Origin of the sequence: Lacipirellula limnantheis, assembly GCF_007746075.1 — a bacterium.
Taxonomy (GTDB): Bacteria; Planctomycetota; Planctomycetia; order Pirellulales; family Lacipirellulaceae; genus Lacipirellula; species Lacipirellula limnantheis.
Window position 1 is genome coordinate 172,539 of record NZ_CP036339.1, and the last position, 19,808, is coordinate 192,346.

Here is a 19,808-nt window from a genome sequence, read left to right on the forward strand (position 1 = left end):
TCGGACCTCTGCACGTCGAACCGCGGTATGCGCCCAAAATCAACAAGCACCGTTCACCAAGAACGAGGAAGACCCGTTATGAAATGCACGGTGACAGTCAATTACCTAGTACCTGCGTGCCACTGTTTAAGGGGCAGCACGAGGTCGAATACTTTGCCACAAGCAGTCCAAGTTGCAGATCGTTGACATCTCTTGCGCAATCTTTCGGACGTGTTGAAGCGAATGACCGATCGCTATCCGCGGCAAATCACCGAGACACTCGGAAAGGACGGGACTCTTGCAGACTGTCATTCCTATGGAAGGAGTCGATGAAGAATCTCTTCAATCAAATCTCGGCGTGCCAGCGTCTGGCGCCAGCGAGCTGGGATTCCTGTTTCGCCGAAGCACGCCCCCGCCAACTGACCGCAGACGGCGCCTGTGGTATCAGCGTCATCGCCGAGATTGACCGCACGCAAGACCGCTTGCTCGAAATCAGCGGCGTCATGAATCGCCCATAGCGCCGCCTCCAAAGAGTCCACGACATAGCCGGAGCCACGAATTTGTGAGGAATCTTTCGAGCGATAGCTCCCAGCCGCCACTGCCCGCACTTCAGGATGGAGCGGCATGACTTGTTCTAACTCTTGTAGGGGCGACCACTGAGGCGACAGTACCGCATCGCGGGCTTCGCCGTGGATTAGGCCGGCTAACACCAAACCAAGATAGGCGCAAGCGGAGATGCACTGCGGGCTGGCATGAGTCGGCAGACTCGATTCGACCGCCCTTTCGACAAGATCGTCGATGCCGTTGGGAAACATGTAGCTATAGCGGATAGCCACAGGCGCCAGCCGCATGATCGACCCGTTGCCGCTTAACTGCTCTCGTCGCGAGCCGGAAGTTCGCGCATCGCCCGACGCCACAAATCGGCAGAGCGCCGCGCACGTCGCATTGCCGACGTCAAACACACGGCCATTGCTGGAGTACTTTCCGTGGCGCCACCAGTCGACATATCGCGTGGCTTGATCGTCTAAATCCCATCCTGTCTCGGCAATGCTGTCAGCCAGTGCGAGCGCCATGCTCGTGTCATCGGTCCACTCGCCTGGTTCCAAGTCGTGCGGGCCGCCGGAGCGATAGTCCGCGATCGGCTCGAAAGTTCCAGGCGGCTGGAACTCGACGGCCGCCCCGAGCGCATCGCCAATGGCCAAGCCCAAGAAGGCGCCACGAGATCGGTCGCGCTGTGACATTGTCTACCCGCTGAGGTGTCAGGACTGAACATGAAAAATCAGGCGAAGCATAATCGAACATCGTTGACTAGATGACGCAGCAATTCAGCCGACGCAGTGCCGCCTTGCCAATGATCACCCGGGCGCCGATTTCTAATCTCATCGCTTAAAGTCTCTTCAAAAGCAAGCTATGGACAAGGGGAGGTTGAGGGAAGAGCCCATGACAATGCGGTAGACAATTCACGCTGCCACCATTCCAGGCTGTGACCGCCTGCGCGCTCGACATGCCTGCACTCATTGCCCTGGCGTTTTAACTCACGAGCAATCTTTGCGGTGTGCTTGCGGAACATCCTTTCCGCTCCAAGATTTCCGGCCGCCAAGTAGAAGCGAAGCTCTCGTCCCGCTTGTGAGTCAACTCGGACAGGCGACTTCGGACAACGCGCCATCGAGAAGGCGATCACGAACCCGAACAATTCAGGGTGACGAAGACCGGTAGCCAGTGCGAAGGCGCCGCCGTTGGAGAATCCGAAAATGCCCCAATGTTGTCGACCGGTGCGAATTGATAAGCGACTTTCCGTCCATTGACGAACGTCGCCGATAAACAATGATTCGTGAGCTTGATAGCGACTTTTATCGACTCCCAGGAGGTACTCTTCGCCGCGAGCGTCGCCTGAGCTTTCAACGCCGATGATCGCGACTGGAGGCGCCGTCCAAGGTTCGGCCGACGGCGAAACGGTGTCAAGAATATGCTGAAGGGCCTGCCCATCGGTGCAATAGAGTACGGGTAATGGACTCTCTATGGCTATCGCTGATGGCCAGAATGCGAAGATCCGTCTGGGCTGGGAACTCAGTCCGCACGTCGCAACGCCCATGATCTTGGTCCAATGGTTCTGCAACTCACCACGCTTCTAAAGTGTGAATTCGGACCGCAGATGGTTGGCGGGCACGGAAAGCGACTAGGATGTTCTGTCGAGGTGGTGGAGCGGCCCTTGCTCGTTCGTATGGCGACTCCACTAACAACAGCAATCGGCGAGGGCTACGGGGCGCTCTCGTCCCAAAGTTGGCCGAACTCGTGGATGTTGGACGACGTCATCGCCGCGAACTCGCGAGCGTCGATTTCGCGAAGGACGGTCTTATCGGTGCACTCTCCGTTCATCCAAGATTGGGTGCCATAGTGCGTTCCATCGGCCGTCAGGTGAACGCTATCGCCATGCGTCTTGCCATGCACGAGGCTGTAGATATCCTTCTTGCGACCATTCGTGTGATACGCAATGTAGTAGCCGTGCTGCTCGCCGTTTTCCCATGTCGTGAAGGTCGCGATTAATCCACTAGGAAAGAATCGCGGATGAATGCCGACCGGGATTCCGTGGTCCATGAAGATCAAAGCGTAGAGTTGGCCTGACGGGTAGAACTGGACCTTCACGCCGTGGAGTTGGCCGTCCGCATGGGGCTCGACCTGGCAGAGCTTTCCCGTGCGCGAGCGAGACTGGGCCAGTCCGTGCGGGACTCCGTCTCGAAATTCCGCGTCATAAGTCATTGCCGGAAGGTGTGGCAGCTGAGGCGCCACCTCACCATGATTGATTGTCAAGCCAGGAGCGAGCCGGCGCGGCTCAAGTGGGATCTTCATCTGTGCAATCTTCTCCGCAAATGCATCTGCACTCGCGCGGACTGCGTGTTGCAAGCTCGCTTTATCAATCGCTACTTGGCTCGCATCTTCGAGTAGGAGAATGATATGAGTATCCGTGACGTTCATGAGCATACCGCGAGTCTGAGTTCCATCCTTAGCAGCCCAGTCGTGCCAGCGCGGAGCGATGGGCTCAGAACCCAGCGCTGAACTGAGGCTGAAAGTGAAAGCGGTTGCAAGGAAAAATGGCGTAAAAGGCGACATGGTTAATCTCCGGAAAATCGGATTTGGCGGCATTTGCGTGAAACACTGTTACTCAACTGTGCGGGAACTGAACGTGGTCGAGTACGACTAGGGAACTGGTTCGCCACGCTTCTATTTGGCCATCCTTAAATACACCTTCATTGAATTACAATGAAACGGCATCACTCATTTATGAAACAGTACGCACCGCGAGATACGGAAATGGGTGAACACTTCAAAAGACTTCGTGAACGAGGGAGTCTCGCACAACGTGCCCAAAGCACGCGTCGCCTAGAGATGACAATAGCGACTACCGCACCAATTAGAAGATGCCCGGAGACCGGTTCGGAAATGGCGGAACTTAGTGGCGGTGTAGCATACCGGTTCTTCCAAACTGCGAGATCAGCTGAATCCACTACGCCATTCCGATCTCCGTCGGCAGTCAGATTTGTGGTTGAGCCTTGCGTCCGCTGCCACGTCAGAAAATCCGCTCCATCAACAGCGTCGTTGCCATCGTAGTCACCAAGTAAGCCGTTAGTGCCTCCATTAGGCAGAAAACTAAGCGCCAAACTATTCTCAAGCTGTCGCACTACGAACCGACCACCATCAAGTGAGGAGCCAAAGCCGGCTAAGTCAATTTCGAAGTTTGACGGCGAGAACCCAGAGATTCCGCCCGCGGACGAAACGAACGGCAAGTCAAATGCCTGGTTTGCATAAAAATTAGCGGGCGGACCGTCCGAACCAGACAATGTCGATGACTTAACAGCTAGCGTGACCTTGGCTGCTGAAGAAAAATCAAGCGATAAGGTCCCAGCGACTGACAGGAAACCCCATCCGGTCAATCCTCCCGCTGTCCCGTTTACATCATTAACCCCAAGTTCAAGTACAGTTTTTCCTTCTAGTCTGACGTCGCCGCTGAGCTGGCAAACGCCAATTCCCCGCTGGTCTCCCAGTTCTATTTTCGCGCCGCTGCCAAAACGAGTCGTTCCAGTAATCGTACCGCCGATTCCCCGAAGCGTACCGCCACTGTGGATAGCGACATCCCCATAGATGACTCCATTGTTGTCCAGGATCGCCAGGCTTGTCTGCTTTTGCTTGCCAACCTCGAGCACAACACCCGATCCCATGCGAATTGCGCTCTTGTTGCCGACGAAGATGGCGCCAACATTCTGAAATTTGCCGCCATCGACTCTGAGCAGGCTTGAGCCGAAGTCCTGGATCGCTCCAACTCTTATCGAGCCTTCGTTGAATAGGTCTTTGGCGACACGCAAATAAGCGGGAAGTTCTCCTTCTTCATTACGGTCGGTCCCTAGGTCGAAGTCGCGTAAATTGTCCAACTTAGATGTTACAAACGCACCGCCTTCAACATGAATTGTGCCGGCGTTTAGAACTCCTGCGGCATCCACCTGCGCAACAAGAGGTAAATTTTCCGGAGAAGCTGGCATCCTGTCTGGGACCTGCATCGGATAAGAAACGGAAAGGTGAAGGGTCGTCCCAGTGTTGGTCAGTAGTCCATTGACTCTCTGGATAGCTGGGAAGGACGCCTGATCGTAAAAGGTCCAGACTTTTGACGCGTTAGTCCGCATATCAATAACGTGATGCGACTGAAAGACGCCGCCAGTCCAGCCTGACCCCGGCTCCCTCGGCTGCCAACTGGTGGACCCCGTGTTGCTGTTGATGAAGTTTCCCTGAATCCAATTAAAATAGGGGACGTTCGAGTCCACCCGGGTCTCGTTGAAGACTGTCCCGTTCGATGGGCTTTGCCAATGGATCGCGAGTATTTCACCTCTATAAAGAGTAGGGCCTCCGGAGTCCCCTCCTCGGGCTTCATGAGGACCCCATTCCAGGACGAAATTGTTGTCATTGTCCATCTTTCCTGCCCAGTTGGCGGTGCCCTCGCGAATCGTTTCTGTTCCCATTCCTCCAAGGATGGTGAAGTTTGGCTGGGTGATGTCCCAATGCTCCCACCAATGATTGCCATCAGGTGCATAGCTTGAGGAAAACGCGGGAGGGGTGCTGGCGATAGCTTTGGGGAGAAGCATTAATCCAACATCCGGAAAGCCGGGAGGAGCCAAAATTCCCAAGCCTGGCGCCCGGTAACTTCCAGACGACGTAAAGCGAATTGCTCCACCTTCCCCCTTGTCTTCAATGACATGGCTGGCAGTTAACACCAGCCGGCCTCGAAGTGTCGAGAATGGCGTCTGGATAAGCGACCCGGTGCCACCCCCGCCCTTAAAGTTCATGAGGTCTGTCACCCGTACGACCTGACCGACCCAGTCTCTGGTAGAGACGATTTCGGAGAGCTGATTCGACCTGACGTCCCAGATCGCACGAACAGTTCCCGCTGTGGAGATGGCCACAGTGGCCATACTGAAGGTCACCAATCGAAACAAAAATGACTGACCCGTCCAATGTTGATTAGTGGTAAGGTTCATTTGTTATGCCTTCGCCTCATTTTCGGTGTAGTGGTTCGTCTAACGCCCCCCCCGAATGCCCCCCCACAGCGATGTGTCGCTCTGGCTAGCCTAAGAGTCGATGCAGGTTATATTGCGATCTACCACTCGCATGGCCACTTTCGACAATCTCGGATGCCACCATCGCCTGTCAAGTCTTCTCATTGGAGTCTTCCTCCCCTGGCCTACTGAGGCCGTTCATTTACAATTGGGGCACGCCATGCCGATTGCGACGTGGCCTTTTGGTAAAGCAAGATCACCTGTCGACCGGACGCTCTAGAGCGATTAAGTCCGTTCATCTGCTGCGATTTGGTGGAGGTCGCAATGCGAGCCTGCCAAGTTTATGCGTGAGAAAGTATCGCTTACTTTGGGTCAGTTTGTGAAAGCAGGTGAGATGAGGCGCATGAGTCGGGTGTCACGTCGTTCTGTGCTAGATACTCGATTAGCTCGACGCACTTCATTCCCTGCACTCGCACATCAAACGTCATTCCATTAGGGCCGCGAGCTAAGCGTGTCCGGGCTTGCACAGCAATTCTCGCCAATCGGTGATGATGGTTGCGCGCCTGGGATGGGGTATGGATTGCTCGATCCATAATTACTTCCTCAAATTCCGATGCCAGAAGAGCGAGGCTCGGATAACGGAATGCATCAGGCCAAAGATACCGGCCATTTTGAACATCAATTGACATCATCGCAGCACGTTCGGCGACTTGTCTCGCACAACGAGCGTGACGTGCTAAATTTGCTTCGCGTGTTCGGGCTATACGCTTCATCTTCAACTCAAGTCTCTTAAGCTTGGCGGCGCGGGCCCGTTCGAGACGCCACTTGTGTAATTGCTCCCATGTAAGAGCAGCGCGTGACTCTTCAAATTGAGCCACCCCTTCAGCCAATCGCAGTTCCGCTTGGGCAGATATTAGGTCGCCGGCTGCGGTGCTGTGATGGTGGTAGGCAACCACTTGAGCTTGCGCCTGCGTGGTAAAGACCGATGCCAACGCTAAAGTGAACAGGTAACGAGACATCTGCTGAATCTCCTATTTGCAATGACGCGATTCTGGAAGGGTTTACCATCTACAAGGCGGTACTCCCAACTGCCGCAGCAACTGAAAACGTGGACGCGTTGCGGCTCACATTACGAAAATCGCAAATTGGTCTCCCGAAGGTGACATGCAATCCGAAGTTTCTTTACCTTTCGCGACATCGGAAAGTTGCGTGGCTCAAAAACCAAGATCGAAATGGGCTGGCTTGAAACGTTAAGTCGTTAGCTTCAACGCCAGGTTGCTGCGAGCATCTAGCAGCGGCGAGAAATCCGCAAAATTATCGGGTGTTGCCGCATCATCATTGCTGTATCGCCGTCCCTTGAGCTGGCTTCGCCTTCTCGCTGAAGCGCGGGTTTCCTTTCACCCTACGACGAGGTATCGCCTTCGCACCGAGTATTGGCCGTGAAGGCGATTCCATCCGCTGGACGATTTTCCAGCGCCCGACGTGCCGGATTCTCGCCAAGTCGGCGATGCTCTCGCTCTAGTCAAAGCACTCTTCAGTCTTCTTGAGGCAGAATTGGCTGATCCGATAGTCCTTGGCCTGCCAAACCCTCAAGCGTGTGCCGCTGCGGTGGCGGCGGCCGGCCGGCGAAAGCGGCGAAGACGCTCCGGCTGCAGAAGCGACGCCGCGACCATCGCTTGCGGCACGACGCCCCTCGCTTATAGTTTCAGATGGCAGGCCCCTTTGTCGCAGCCGCAATCGGCACGGGGCGTCAGAGGGCTCTGGTCGCTAACTTTCTGAAGCCGATCCCGCATCACCAAGGAGCCTCGCGTTACCCCTGGCTGCTGCCGGAGTGAAGCACTTAGTCGCCGTTTCATTCACGCTCAGCGACCCGTCGACGCTTTGGCGGTCGTCGATCGCTCGTGGGACGGGACGCAGCGTTTTCTCTCTCATCGTTAAGGCGGGCACTTGCACAATTGACGGTTGCAGCGCCAAAGAGCCGGTTTGAATCCTTAACCGAGCGGTCTTGAAGTAGGAGCGTGTGAGTCGAATGTTCCGCGTCTGATCGCTGAGCGAGGCTCGAACGGCGACGTCCAGGCCGTCGGCGTCGTCGGGGACGTAGTTCGCGAGCTTCGCGTACTTGGCGTGACTCCACATGGCTACGACGGGATTGAGCTCCGGCGCGTCGGCCGGCAGCCGTTCGAACTCGATCAGCTTCCAGGCGGGCCCTGCGATCCGACTCTCGGCGGAGCGATGGACGTTCCACCGATACCACACGATGATCAAGGGACGCCGAATCTTCCGCCGGAGTCGGCGGAGGAAGTCTGAAGTGGACCCCAAAACCTGGACAGGCGATTCCCCGCTGGGGGCCCTATCAGGAGGTCAGAACGTGGCAAAGAGGCGTCGGAGTTTTAGTGCGTCGTTCAAGGCGAAGGCGGCTTTGGCGGCTTGCCGGGGAGACAAGTCGACGGCTCAATTAGCAAGCGACTACGAGGTTCACGCGGGTCAGGTGACGGCATGGAAGAAGCACCTTCTCGCCGGGGCGGCGAGTTTGGTCGAGGACGGGCGGGGCCGGAAGCCGGACGACGGCGTGGCGGACGAGCAGGAGCTTTACGAGCAGATCGGCCGGCTGAAGATGGAGGTCGAGTGGTTGAAAAAAAAATCTGCCCAGCTCGATTGACGGGAGGCGAGGATGTCTCGAACCGAATCACCCGGAGTTGTCGCTCGCTCGGCAGTGCGAGTTACTCGCGTTGCCGCGATCGACGGCGTACTACCGACCCGTTGGCGAGAGCGCGGCGAACCTCGCGCTGATGCGGCAGATCGACCAGCAATATTTGGCGACGCCGTTCTATGGGAGTCGGCGAATGGGAGACGTGTTGGGAGTCAATCGCAAGCGCGCGGGGCGATTGATGCGGCTGATGGGCTTGGAGGCGATTTATCCGAGACGACGCACGACTTGGCCAGGAGTCGGGCACAAGATTTACCTGTATTTACTGCGAAACGTGGCGATCCTGCGTCCCGATGTGACCGCCATTCCAAAAACGTAGCGCGCGGCTGGAGGTCTGGCGCCCGAATTCTGTAGCGCACAACCGTGCATTGTTTCGAGTTTGCGACACTGGGATCATCGTGGCAGCCGGCCGCAGGCCGGTTGCCGTCACTGATTACTGAGTGCTCGTGAAGCGAGGCGGGCCAGGAGTGCTACGTAATATGGAGAAGTGGGCTGAGATCCGTCGCCGCGTATTAACTGGCGAGCTTAGTTGGCGGCAAGCGTGTCGCGAATACAAGTTGCACTGGGAGACAATTCAGAAGGTCCTGGCGTACGTCGAGCCGCCGGCTACCGGCGCGCCACGTCCCGGCCGCGGCCAAAGATGGAGCGCTTCCTGCCGCTGATCGCCGAGATTCTCGTGAGCGACGCGAAGGCGCCGAAGAAGCAGCGCCACACGGCGCAGCGGATCTTCGACCGGCTGGTTGCGGAGCACGCCTTCGACGGCTGTTACTCCAGCGTCAAGGAAGCTGTCCGCCAGTGGCGGCAAGGGGGCCAAGAAGTCTTCCTGCCGCTCTCCCATCCTCCCGGCGAAGCGCAAGTCGACTTCGGCTTCGCCGAGGTCGACGTCGCTGGCGAGCGGATCAAGGCGGCGTTGTTCGTGATGACGCTCCCCTACTCGGACGCCGTCTTCATTCAGGCGTTCCGCCGAGAGTGCACCGAGGCCTTTCAAGAAGGTCATCGACGGGCGTTTGAGTTCTTTGGCGCCGTCCCGACGCGGATCAGCTACGACAACAGCCGCGTGGCGATCGCCAAGATCACCGGCAGCCGCAGCCGTCAGCTGAAGAGCGAGTTCCTCCGGCTTCAAAGTCATTACCTGTTCCAAGCGCACTTCTGCCTGGTGCGCCGAGCCAATGAGAAGGGGAAGGTCGAAGGGCTCGTCGGGTTTACCCGCCGCAACTTCCTCGTCCCCGTGCCGCGCGGCCGGCGGAGCGCGGCGAAGCACTCTGGCAAGTCCCACTCCTGGAGCGGCTTGGCATGATCAAAGCCCCCCGGCTTCTTCTCCAAGAGCGCCAGGCAGTGGACCGGTGGTGGCCCCGAGGGTATGCCACGTCGACCCGCCGGCGGATCACCGTCGCAATTCGCTCCCAGCTCTACAGGTCCGTCTTGAAGCCCGCGGCGAGAGGCCCGGCGACCACGAGGCCCACTAGGCCGTCCCGCTGCTCGACGCTGAGCTTGCTGACTCCGCAAGGATGCGGCGCGTCTCGACGCCGCCTTCGCGACAATCGTGTTTCCAACGCTTGACGCTGCTCCAGGTTCACGCCGAAGTGGTCGGCCGCCGTGCGAAGAGACTTCCCTGCCTGGAAGCTCTCCGCAGCGCGATGACGACGAGCTTCTAGCACCGTCGCACTGCCTGGAGGTCTCATGGCACTTATTGCGATGATAGCGACATACTGGGTGCGTTCGCCGCGCGAAGATCAATAAGTCAACTGATTATCGACTCACCATGCTGCTGTTGGTCGAGGGACCTCACTATCGTCTGAAGTAAACCTTCAGCATCGTGAGCTGCGCCGTACGCACCATTTGGAAGGCTTCGCCCCCCGTCAGTTTTCCCTAAGAAGAACAAGACATTCGTGTGAAGTCCGGCGGCTCTGATTTCGCTCAAGAAGTGCGTTGCCGCGTCAGTCGCACCTTTCGCATCAATACTTAATACAATGACATCGTATGTTATTACGCTAAGTCGCGCGTAAGCTGCTCGCAATGACGGGACCACCTCGACTACGGTGCCAAGTGCGCGAAGTACGCTGGCAAGCGGCCGAGTATCCTCTGGATTCCCGTCGATCCACAGTACTGTGGCGCCCTTCAGTAGCGACTGTCGATGCAACGCTTCGTAAAGCGCTGGTGCGACGCGAGCCTCGTCAATTACTTCCTGCGTATCCCTTGAGCTCGTGTCCTCACTCAAGGGATGAGTTTTAAGCCTCGTTCGTCGCTGTACGCCCAGCAACCAGCGACCTAAACCACCGAGCGTGGGTCCATCCCCCACCATGCGCTTACCGTCAATTGCTCGCTGCAAGTCGTTGGCCAGTTCTCTGGCAGATTGGTAGCGGTTCTCAGGTAACTTTTCTAAACACTTGAGCGTTATACGGGCGAGAGTATCGGAGATATTTCTATTTAGTTCCTGCGGCGGGCGCGGCTTCGCGAACTTAGCTTGCCGGATCAACGATAGAGCGTTGCCATTGAAGGGAAGTTCGCCGGTCAGGAGTTCATACACTATGAGCCCCAACGAGTAAATATTGCTCCGCGGATCGGCCTTCGCGGGAGGGTCTAGCAGCAGTTCCGGGGCTAAATATCTCAACGTTCCCACGGGTTGCGGCGAAGCATCACCGAAGCCCATTAAATATGGCTCGTGAAGCCGATCCGTTGGTCGGCGACCGCTGCTTCCCTGCACTAGGATATTCTCTGGAATCAGGTTTGGATGAATCACCTTGCGTTCGTGAATGTAATGCAGAAGCTCAGCAATCTTCATACAGAGTTTAAGGTACGTTACGATCTCGCACGGATAGGTTCGCTTCCTCCACTTGGATAGCGACTCACCTCTGATCGACCCGTCGATCACCACCAAAACAGTCTCGTCAGTGACCAGGACTTTTTGGACGACTTGCATGTTGGGATGGTCAAGAAACGAAGTAATTGTCGCCTCTTGAGAACACTTGCGAATGTTCTGCTCGTCGTCTTTATGAAGGACTCTGACGGCAACCATACGGCCAGACTTCACGTCGTGCGCAAACCAAGCCGATGTCCCAAGGCCGAAGCCTATTGGTTTAATCAGTTTGTAGTCACCGATCCGTTTATTTAGGAACTCGCGCTTATTGTGATAATGCGTTGATGTGAACTCGTCCAAAGCCAACATCACCTGGCCCGCATCAGCTGGCCGATCTTCTGCTGCCAAGCTCATCAATCTAGCGATAATCGCATCAAGCGTACTCGGAACATCCGAGTTAAGGGCTGATGCATTAGGTAAAGGGTCCGGCTGCTTGCTCAGAACGTGGGTCGCGCGAACTAATGCCGAAACTGGTGGCGATGCAGTTACTAGGTGATACAGAGAAGCGCCTAGGGAATAGAGATCACTACGCGGATCGGTCCCACTTCCATCGTATTGCTCGAGCGGAGCATACGGCACAGTGAACCCCGCCAGACTATTTAGTAAACCTGGTGGCGCGTTGTGCCCCCCACCCTTAGCCAAACCGAAGTCTACTAGGACGGTTCTGTTGCGATCTCGAAGAATCACATTGTGGGGCTTAACGTCACGATGAACTGTGGGTGGGTCATGAGAGTGGAGATAAGAGAGGACTTGGCAAAGCTGCCTTGTCCAGGAGACTGCCTGGTCTACTGCTACGGGAGTTGGATTCTTTCCATCGACAAAATGGGCTAACGTTTGCCCAGAAATGTACTCCATTACCAAAAACTGCCCGCGTTCATCATCGAAGAAATCGATGACTCGAGGCAGTGACGGGTGAGCAAGGTTTTGGAGAACCTTTGCCTCTCGCTGGATTGCGCAAATTGCTCGAATATCGTCTGTAGTCCGCTGTTTAATGGCAACGGCCGTGCCACATCTAGTATCGATTGCCTCATAAACGGCGCCCATCCCTCCACTTCCAATAGGTCTCTCGATGCGGTAGTGGTCCCCGATAACCGCACCATGACCAAGTTTAAGTATTTTGTTCGGACCAATTGCGACAAGTTTAGGTTGCGCGGCGAGTGTGCTTAGATCCGTTCTGCCTACCACACCCACGACCAAAGTCTCGTACTTACTGAATGTTGCAAGCAATTCGTCCCTTATATCGTCATTGGCCTTGACCAAATCACTTACGGGATCTTTAACCCCGTAAGTCTTGAGCTTTTCAATGGCTACCAGCGTTAATTCTAAAAGCAGCCGATCTCGCGCGACGGCGTCTACGCGATTCAAGAACTTCTGGAGGCTAGGGGCTTCGTTGTTGACTATTGATTGTTCCAACTCGTCGCATACACCATCAATTTGACGCGTAAGCACCAATGCGATTTTCGTAGCGGTACCTTCATCCATCTGAACCTCTGAAGTGGAGAATTCGTCAAGCGTTCCGACTGTTGCTCCACTCGTCACGGATTCTGTTGAGTTTGCGAATGACAGTACGTGTGGTGCAGCCGAGTGACCGAGCGATTTCCTCGTTTGTATATCCTTGTAGTTTCAGTTGGACAATTGTTATCAATGTCGAGTCACCGAGGCTCGCAAGTCTAACTTCAAGTTCATCCGCAACTTCGCGGATGAACTCTGGAGTCGGGGAGCTACCGATGTAAGCTTCAAGTTTAGATGCATATTCTTCGCGATCCGGAGTTTTATTCCCTGCAAGCTGTCGGCGCTGCTCATCGATAACTTTGCGAGCGGTAATCGTCAGCAATAATGGCCAGAGTCCGTTGCGATCGGTCAAATCGGGAAAGTGATCGCCTCGGATTCCCAGCATTACGCTTTTCATGGCGCTCAGAGCAACGTCCTCCCCCGTACGATCTCTAGCTAGATGTCCGAGTCGTGCACTAGCGATGGCGACGATTCTAGCGAAGTAACGGTTCCAAAGTTCTTGCGCTGCAATGTCACTTTCGTTACGCAACGCGTGGATCCAGCTTGTGACTGAACCCTCGGAATTCGAATCCATCGAGGTATCGCCTCCAGGTCTTATTTGCAGTGCAAGGGACGCCGCATTTAATGTGTTGTCTTGGCCGGCAGTTCAAGTGGAATTGTCGGGGCTGATTTTTTTAGAGACTTCGTTCTCGGTTTCTATTCGTTCTAAAAAACAGCAGAAGGGGCAGGCCGGGGTCTAGGGGCGGCAACGAGCGTGCATTTTACGGGCACGACGCCCGGGAAATCCCGACAGGACGTCCGCACGCCTCCCGGCGGTCCCTGACGTCCGCCTCGCAACGCTTAAAGGACTTTCACCCACAATCTACCAAGAAAGTCTCTCACATCGCAATTTCTAGGAAACTTGAGCTATACAGTGTCACTAATAACGTCGTTCCTTCGATTCTAATAATGTTGACCGAAGATGTTCGTTACAGCGAGCGGAGCCGCTGCCCGTCATTCAAATGATCAGCGTATGCGTGGCCGCTCGTTTGCTTCGGAACGTCATGGGCTATCGCAGTATCAAAAAGCCAGGACCGTCGCTCCACCGCCATCCCTGACTGGGTTCTCTATGTTGCCCTGCATTGAAAACACTTCGACTAACGCCGTCGACTTTGGATATTTCATCAGCATCGAGGCGATCACCTTAACGCCCATTGAGGGGTGCCTCTCGCCCCATTCGTTGATCGACTATTATCGCGCATTGGAAGTCGATTTAAGGAATGCGATCGCTAACTGCGGTAAACGCGACATCTACTGTTTCCAGCTTGATTTCGCCATCACTCCCAATGGGCGTCGTACTCTCTACGGAACGCTGCGCGGCGTTGACGACGACGACTTCGCACTGCTGCTGCTCAAAAGCTGTGAGAAAACGCCGTTCCCAGAGGTGCGCCGCGTCTTCATCGGGTCCATGGTGGCTTACTCGGCGTCGGATTTTGGTGAATTTGGTTTTACGCCGCCCTTCTCACTCGGGTTCGCGGAGTTGCCGCCGACCGTGACCGAAGCCCTAGAGTTGATCGCGAAAAGAAACATCGCTCATCGGACGACGGAACCTGTATTGCCGCGAGAGCGCTGGTGGACTCAGCCGCTGACGCGACTGAAACACTTGATGGCTCGCCGGCGTGGCAGTAGCTCCGACTCACTGCCGACGGGGCGCGAATCTGCACCGGCCGAACTTAGCTTTGACGAGATTCAAGCAGCATACGACAGCGGCCTGTCGTACATCGAGCACATCTTGCCTAATGATCCCAATAATCCTCATCTGTGGTTCGCTCGTGCTCTTCGGCGAATGGACGCCAGTGAATTCGAAGCAGCGATTGCGGATCTCACGCAATGCATACGACTGGCGCCGCATTCATTTCTCGCCCAGTTACAGCGCGCCGACTGCTACATCAGATCAGAATGCTTGGAGAAAGCGCTGGCGGATGTGAATGCCGCCGAACGCATCGACCCTCGAAATCCGCACACTCACAATACGCGAGCACACATCTATAGCCTGCTGGAGGCATGGCCGGCTGTCGAGCAAGAGTTTACGTCGGCGATCGCACTCGCCGAACTCGACTCCAACTTCTGGACCGAACGGGGACGCGCTAGATTCGCCCTACCAAATCGCGAGGAAGACGCCGTCTCCGACCTGGAGACGGCATTGCGACTGAATCCGTACGATCTCGAAGCGCTGCGACTCCGAGTTCAATGCCGCTACGACCTGGAGCCAGGTCAATCGGAGAGGGCGTGGCCGTTGAAGGGCGTGACGCACGTGGAACGTTTGCTGCGCTACGGGCCGCCCGATCCCAAAGCCCTGACTTTTCGGGCCATGATCGCACTCCACGAAGGACAGCATGAAGAGGCGCTCCGCTTTTGCGCCGCGGCCGATGAGCTGTTTCCCAACCATCCGTTCGCGGTGGCTGTGCGCGGGTTGGTGCATGCGGCGACGAACGAGCCAGAGAAAGCTTTCGAAGATCTCGGCTTCGCCGTGGCCGCTGGGGTCGAATGGCCTAACATCTTTCTTCGTCGGGCTGTCCTGCACGCCGACCAGGGTGAGTTCGAATCAGCGATCCGCGAACTTGATGACGCGATTGCGCTCAAAGATAACTTTTGGCAAGCCCACCAACTTCGTGGTCAATCGCTGGCGAGCATCGGGGAGTTTGAGAGGGCTGAAGAGGAGCTGCGTCGCGCGAAAGTGATGGCTCCTCAGGAAGCCGGGCCGCCTTACTGGCTGGGAAAAATCAAGCAGTCGCTGGGCGATTGGGAAGCGGCTTGCGAACTCTTTACCGAATGTCTCAATCTGGAGCCCACAAACCTCTCGGGTTGGATCGTGCGCGGGAGATGCCGTGCGCAATTGGGACGGCATCAAGCAGCCCTCGACGATTTTGATGAGGCCGTTCGAATCCGACCCGAATTTGCTGAGGCGCTTATTCAACGTGCGGCCCTGCTTTTCGCCTGTCAGCAGCACCAGCGGGCGGCCGACGATCTGACGACGGCGATTGCGCTGCAACCTCACGACCCTTTCCTGTTCGTGCAACGCGCCCAAGCGTGGTTTCAACTGGAGGAGTTTGACCGAGGCTTAAGCGACTGCGATGAATCGATTCGCTTGAATTCTGAATTGGCGGCGGCCTTTTTCTTGCGGGGATGTTGCCTGACGCAGTTGGGCGAACGCGAACGCGTGGAAGAAGATTTGGCGGCGGCCATTCGTCTGTTACCAGAGCACGCCGATCAGTATCTCGCGGGCAGCCTTGCCGAACAAGCGCATTTCCATAGTCGCCGCGACGAGTACGACTTGGCCATCAAATGTTGCGATGAAGCCATTGGCGTTAGTACGGCGTGTCACAAAGCGTTTCATGTGAAGGGCATCGCCCTCTGGCGGCTCGAGGAGTTTGGAGCGGCCATCGACGTCTTCTCCGAACTCATCGAGCTGGCGGGCGAATCGTACGCAGCTCTGAGTAATCGAGGGCACGTCTACGCTGAGATCGGAGAGCTCGACCTCGCTTTGGCAGACCTGCACCGGGCTGTGGCGCTGACCAGCGAAGCAAACTTAGTCGAGTCGCTGGCGACTGCTCGCAGCGGGCTCGGTTTTGCATTGGCGGCCTCCGGTCGGTTTGACGAGGCCGAAACCGTGTTTGCAGCCTCGCTGGAGGTGAATCCGCGGAGTGGTCGGACCTGGTACTATCGGGGGCGCATGAAGGACAGTCAAGGGAAAATCGACGAGGCGGTGGACTGCTTCAAGCAAGCGCTGCAAGGAACCAAGCCGTCGCTACCGCCGGCTCAGCGTCGGCGGGCGATCGCCTACGGTGAACAACATAAGCAGTCCTAGAATGGCATCCATCAAATTCCCCTGAGCGTAGCAAAATCGCTTGGCAAATGGTTAGCAGAGGTTGCTGAACTGTTCGCGGATGGCTTAGCTAGTCAAGAGGAGTTGCCAGAAGCTCGCCAAGCCGCCTTGGACGCTTACTTCTCTGCGGCCTGGTGCGCCTCCCATGCGGATGGCGGCACGCCGCCAGCCGCGCCTCTATCTTCGCCGCCAAGGGCGTGGCCTCCCCTGCGGCGAAGCAGGCGGTTCGTAAGGAAAAGAAAGCCCGGCGGATTGAGGACCTGACCACGGATCATGTTTCAGCAAGCATTTCGTTATATAAAAACTGGCGTGGCCATTTTGATCGGATTGCGACTAGCAATTCGTCCTTGAGCAGTTACTTACATGGAGCGATCGCCTTGAGCGCCATTGCAAATCTGAATCTCGCACTGAGTGACCTTAATGAGGCCATACGCCGCGAGGCAAATGCTGATAATTTTGCCAGCCGAGGCGCCGTCTGGTTTAAGCTCGGGGAACACGCCAACGCTATCGCCGACTTCAACGAGGCCATTCGAATCGACGCAACGCTCGTCGCAGCTTACCACAACCGCGGCCTGAGTTGGGATGCCAAGGGGGACCACCGAAAGGCTGTAGCTGTCTTTGACGAAGTGCTTCGACTTGAACCGAACTCCGCCGCGGCGTACTTCAATCGCGGACGTAGCTGGTACGAGCAGGGAGAGTATGACAGGGCCATCGCGGACTACAGCAAAGCCATTCAACTCGACCCGAGCTATGCGGACGCATACGTCAACCGCGGGGATAGTTGGGATTCGAAACGGGAGTACGACAGGGCATCGCGGACTACAGCAAAGCCATTCAACTCGCCCCGAACGATGCGGACGCGTACGTCTATCGCGGGTACAGTTGGGAATCGAAAAGGGAATACGACAAGGCCATCGCGGACTACAGCAAGGCCATTCAACTCCACCCGAACGATGCGGCAGCGTACGTCTGTCGCGGGTACAGTTGGGATTCGAAAAGGGAGTACGACAAGGCCATCGCGGACTACAGCAAAGCCATTCAACTCCACCCGAACGATGCGAACGCGTACTTCAATCGCGGGAATTGTTGGGCAAAAAAGACAGAGTATGCTAAGGCTATAACTGACTTCAGCGAGGCCATTCGACTCGACCCGAACAATGTGGAAGCATACTGCAATCGTGGCCACTGTTGGCGTGCGAAGCATGATCAAGAGAAAGCGAATGCCGATTTCAACGAAGCCATTCGCCTTAATCCTAAATTAGCCGTTCGCTTTTTGAACTGACGTACGCAATTCTTCGGGAGTTGAGTTATTTGTCGCGTCATGGGAACGCGACCCGTAATGTGTCGGAATTGCAGGAGCGTATTACGAAAGTTGCTTTTCAGGGTATCTGCACTGGCGGAGTCCCCCTGGAACCTGCTGTCCTGTGTGTCACGGCGGCAGGGTGTCACGGTGTCACGGCGGCGGATGAATGGTCAGATGCTGCGTCTGGTTAGGCGCGACTGGGTCGCGGCCGACAAGGTGAGACGGTGCAGTGAGACCAGACCGCACTCGTCCAAGCTTGGGCCAAGATATCCGCCTGCCAGAACAAAGGCGATCGGAAGGCGCCGGCGATCACACCACTCGAACACCATGGCCTCGCGGGCAGCTAGGGTCTGTCGCGTGATACCGGCTTGACCACCAGTCGGGCAATCCTCGAACGGGTCCATACCGGCGTTGTAAACGCAGAGGTCGAAATTATGGTCTTGCCGCCCCACCTCGTGCAGCATCCGTTCGACGGTGGGGAGGTACTCGGAACTCGACCCAGCCATCGCCCGCATGGCGCTCTCGCTGGTCGGATAGCTGTCGAAGCTGCTGACCGACACGTCAAGCTGGCGGATGCGAGGCTCGCCCGCGATCAGAGATTCCGTGCCGCCGCCGCAATGCGCGTCTAGATCCAGGATCAACACGGACCTAGCCCCGGCGGCCAGCGCGGCCTGTGCGGCGATGACCAGCCCGTTGAAGGTGCAGTACCCGGCCCCGCGCTCGTGACGGGCGTGGTGAAGACCGCTGGACAGCGATCCGGCCACGCCCTGCTCCAACGCCGCACGTGCTGCTGCGACAGCACCCCCGTTTGAAGCCAGCACCATCGGCCACAGTCCGGCATCCCATTCGAATCCTTGCGACTCGGCTAGCCCCCGAGGCACGCCGGTCTCTACGGCACGGACATAGTCAGGATCGTGGACGGCGGTGACTAGATTCGGAGGCAGCGGCTCCGGCTCGACCAGCTCGATGCCCAAAAGAGGCGATTTCAAGAGTGAGTCCGCGACCCATTTTGCCTTGCGCGTCGTCTCAAATGCGTAGTCGGAGCCGACGTATTCCGGGCTGTAGAAGACACGCATCATGGAAACGCCTTTCTGCCGACGAGCGCTAAAGCGCTAAGCATATGCCCGCATCGCAAGATCGCAGATTAAAGGGCACGTTGAACACGTTTTGCCCGCCCTTGCGTAACGCTGACAGTGTCGGTGTTGGGTAGAAACGATATGGACTTGCCGTTCGAAAAAAGCGACTCCAAAACCCCTTTGTGGCATTCCTAATTCTGCTTGCGTTCATGCGACTGGCACGAGGATGGTGGGGGCCGAAGTTAGCGCTACTTCGCATAACTCGCTGCGTGTGTCCGCCATTCTGGAAACGTAGCGCCAGGCAGGAGGTGTGCCTCAGATTCTGTAACGCAACACTATGCATTATTTGGACTTTGTGACACCGGGATCATCGGGGCAGCGGGCCTCAGGCCCGTTGCAGTCACGGATTCCTGATCGCTCCCGACGTGATGCGTGTGGAGGTCGTTGTTGCCGGCGTCTTCTAATTGGGTGGCTCGGGGCGAGGAGATTGGGCACATAAGCGATGATGATCAGATACGACTGCCCTTCGACGCACTTCGATTCGGTTGCGAGCTTACTATCCTTGGTGCTCGGCAAAGAATCGCGGCTGTTAAGCGATGGAACGGTAGTAGAGCAATTACAGGCTATTTTCGACGGCGAAGAGACGCTTGTGGCACCTCCGTCCGACATGGTTGCGCGGTTTCAGAAGCAGTTGAAAGCGATGCGACGTGATAGTGCCTCAACGTGGCGAGCAGTTCCTTTGTACGGCCGCGAAGGTAAGAGTTGGGCACCGCCTCCGGAGCCCTGACGTTAATTCGCCCAAGCGCCCGGCAATGCTTCGACGGCGCTTACGGATGTCCAATCGGTTCCGTCCCATCGAATCGGGAGATAGATGGTGACAGGAGCTGCCTCGTCTGCGGTGACTTGAATCGCGACACGATACTCATTTCCGTCTGTCAGCCCGAAGTACGGCTGTGCACACGTTGGAAT

At 56.5% G+C, this 19,808-nt stretch carries 15 protein-coding genes and 1 pseudogene; 6 read left to right on the forward strand and 10 right to left on the reverse strand.

What is annotated here, in order from left to right; translation table 11 throughout:
* Positions 1–293 precede the first annotated feature (293 nt).
* From I41_RS00670 to I41_RS00695, 6 genes are all read right to left on the reverse strand, one after another.
* A complete protein-coding gene (locus tag I41_RS00670) occupies positions 294–1,220 on the reverse strand; it encodes an ADP-ribosylglycohydrolase family protein (protein WP_145429992.1) in 927 nt (308 codons plus the stop codon).
* Between the two features lie 167 nt (positions 1,221–1,387).
* The gene (locus I41_RS00675) at positions 1,388–2,071 is read right to left on the reverse strand and encodes an alpha/beta hydrolase (protein ID WP_145429994.1); all 684 of its coding nucleotides are present in this window, start codon (positions 2,069–2,071) and stop codon (positions 1,388–1,390) included.
* Positions 2,072–2,235: 164 nt separating this feature from the next.
* A complete protein-coding gene (locus I41_RS00680; RefSeq protein WP_145429996.1) occupies positions 2,236–2,826 on the reverse strand; it encodes a toxin-antitoxin system YwqK family antitoxin in 591 nt (196 codons plus the stop codon).
* 422 nt (positions 2,827–3,248) lie between these two features.
* A complete protein-coding gene (locus tag I41_RS00685) occupies positions 3,249–5,501 on the reverse strand; it encodes a hypothetical protein (protein ID WP_145429998.1) in 2,253 nt (750 codons plus the stop codon).
* A 380-nt stretch (positions 5,502–5,881) separates the two neighbouring features.
* Positions 5,882–6,538, reverse strand: coding sequence for a hypothetical protein (locus I41_RS00690; protein ID WP_145430000.1), 657 nt, complete (start codon positions 6,536–6,538; stop codon positions 5,882–5,884).
* A gap of 748 nt (positions 6,539–7,286) precedes the next feature.
* Complete coding sequence (locus tag I41_RS00695) at positions 7,287–7,838, reverse strand: transposase (RefSeq protein WP_145430002.1); 552 nt, start codon at positions 7,836–7,838, stop codon at positions 7,287–7,289.
* A 49-nt stretch (positions 7,839–7,887) separates the two neighbouring features.
* Here I41_RS00695 and I41_RS00700 point away from each other — a divergent pair, with 49 nt between their 5' ends.
* From I41_RS00700 to istA, 3 genes are all read left to right on the forward strand, one after another.
* On the forward strand, positions 7,888–8,178 hold the full coding sequence (locus I41_RS00700) for a transposase (protein ID WP_168206583.1): 291 nt from the start codon (positions 7,888–7,890) through the stop codon (positions 8,176–8,178).
* A gap of 70 nt (positions 8,179–8,248) precedes the next feature.
* Positions 8,249–8,545 (forward strand): IS3 family transposase, encoded by a 297-nt coding sequence (locus tag I41_RS00705; protein ID WP_145430005.1) that lies wholly within the window; start codon positions 8,249–8,251, stop codon positions 8,543–8,545.
* A 222-nt stretch (positions 8,546–8,767) separates the two neighbouring features.
* Positions 8,768–9,523, forward strand: a complete 756-nt coding sequence (gene istA, locus I41_RS00710; RefSeq protein ID WP_168206584.1) for an IS21 family transposase — start codon at positions 8,768–8,770, stop codon at positions 9,521–9,523.
* Positions 9,524–9,635: 112 nt separating this feature from the next.
* Here the strand turns inward: istA and I41_RS00715 are convergent, their stop codons facing one another.
* From I41_RS00715 to I41_RS00725, 3 genes are read right to left on the reverse strand one after another with little or no spacing between them, the layout of a single operon-like run.
* Positions 9,636–9,908, reverse strand: a complete 273-nt coding sequence (locus I41_RS00715; protein WP_145430008.1) for a hypothetical protein — start codon at positions 9,906–9,908, stop codon at positions 9,636–9,638.
* Between the two features lie 59 nt (positions 9,909–9,967).
* Entirely contained in the window at positions 9,968–12,565 is a 2,598-nt protein-coding gene (locus tag I41_RS00720; RefSeq protein WP_145430010.1) for a serine/threonine protein kinase, read from the reverse strand.
* A 25-nt stretch (positions 12,566–12,590) separates the two neighbouring features.
* Complete coding sequence (locus I41_RS00725; RefSeq protein WP_145430012.1) at positions 12,591–13,169, reverse strand: ECF-type sigma factor; 579 nt, start codon at positions 13,167–13,169, stop codon at positions 12,591–12,593.
* A 534-nt stretch (positions 13,170–13,703) separates the two neighbouring features.
* On the opposite strand from I41_RS00725, the gene I41_RS00730 reads away from it, so the two are divergent.
* From I41_RS00730 to I41_RS27865, 3 genes and pseudogenes are all read left to right on the forward strand, one after another.
* Entirely contained in the window at positions 13,704–16,442 is a 2,739-nt protein-coding gene (locus I41_RS00730; protein ID WP_168206585.1) for a tetratricopeptide repeat protein, read from the forward strand.
* 215 nt (positions 16,443–16,657) lie between these two features.
* A pseudogene (locus tag I41_RS28410) lies at positions 16,658–17,227 on the forward strand (tetratricopeptide repeat protein); the annotation flags it as partial.
* Between the two features lie 14 nt (positions 17,228–17,241).
* Positions 17,242–17,742 (forward strand): tetratricopeptide repeat protein, encoded by a 501-nt coding sequence (locus I41_RS27865; RefSeq protein ID WP_145430016.1) that lies wholly within the window; start codon positions 17,242–17,244, stop codon positions 17,740–17,742.
* A gap of 191 nt (positions 17,743–17,933) precedes the next feature.
* On the opposite strand, the gene I41_RS00745 is transcribed toward I41_RS27865, so the two are convergent.
* Positions 17,934–18,842, reverse strand: coding sequence for an arginase family protein (locus I41_RS00745; protein WP_210421083.1), 909 nt, complete (start codon positions 18,840–18,842; stop codon positions 17,934–17,936).
* Positions 18,843–19,808: the final 966 nt, after the last annotated feature.

Excerpts from the sequence above, each read along its gene's own strand:
- I41_RS00670 (WP_145429992.1), bottom strand. The coding sequence starts at position 1,220 with ATGTCACAGCGCGACCGATCTCGTGGCGCCTTCTTGGGCTTGGCCATT.
- I41_RS00675 (WP_145429994.1), bottom strand. The coding sequence starts at position 2,071 with ATGGGCGTTGCGACGTGCGGACTGAGTTCCCAGCCCAGACGGATCTTC.
- I41_RS00680 (WP_145429996.1), bottom strand. The coding sequence starts at position 2,826 with ATGAAGATCCCACTTGAGCCGCGCCGGCTCGCTCCTGGCTTGACAATC.
- I41_RS00685 (WP_145429998.1), bottom strand. The coding sequence starts at position 5,501 with ATGAACCTTACCACTAATCAACATTGGACGGGTCAGTCATTTTTGTTT.
- I41_RS00690 (WP_145430000.1), bottom strand. The coding sequence starts at position 6,538 with ATGTCTCGTTACCTGTTCACTTTAGCGTTGGCATCGGTCTTTACCACG.
- I41_RS00715 (WP_145430008.1), bottom strand. The coding sequence starts at position 9,908 with ATGAGACCTCCAGGCAGTGCGACGGTGCTAGAAGCTCGTCGTCATCGC.
- I41_RS00720 (WP_145430010.1), bottom strand. The coding sequence starts at position 12,565 with ATGGATGAAGGTACCGCTACGAAAATCGCATTGGTGCTTACGCGTCAA.
- I41_RS00725 (WP_145430012.1), bottom strand. The coding sequence starts at position 13,169 with ATGGATTCGAATTCCGAGGGTTCAGTCACAAGCTGGATCCACGCGTTG.
- I41_RS00730 (WP_168206585.1), top strand. The coding sequence starts at position 13,704 with ATGTTGCCCTGCATTGAAAACACTTCGACTAACGCCGTCGACTTTGGA.
- I41_RS00745 (WP_210421083.1), bottom strand. The coding sequence starts at position 18,842 with ATGATGCGTGTCTTCTACAGCCCGGAATACGTCGGCTCCGACTACGCA.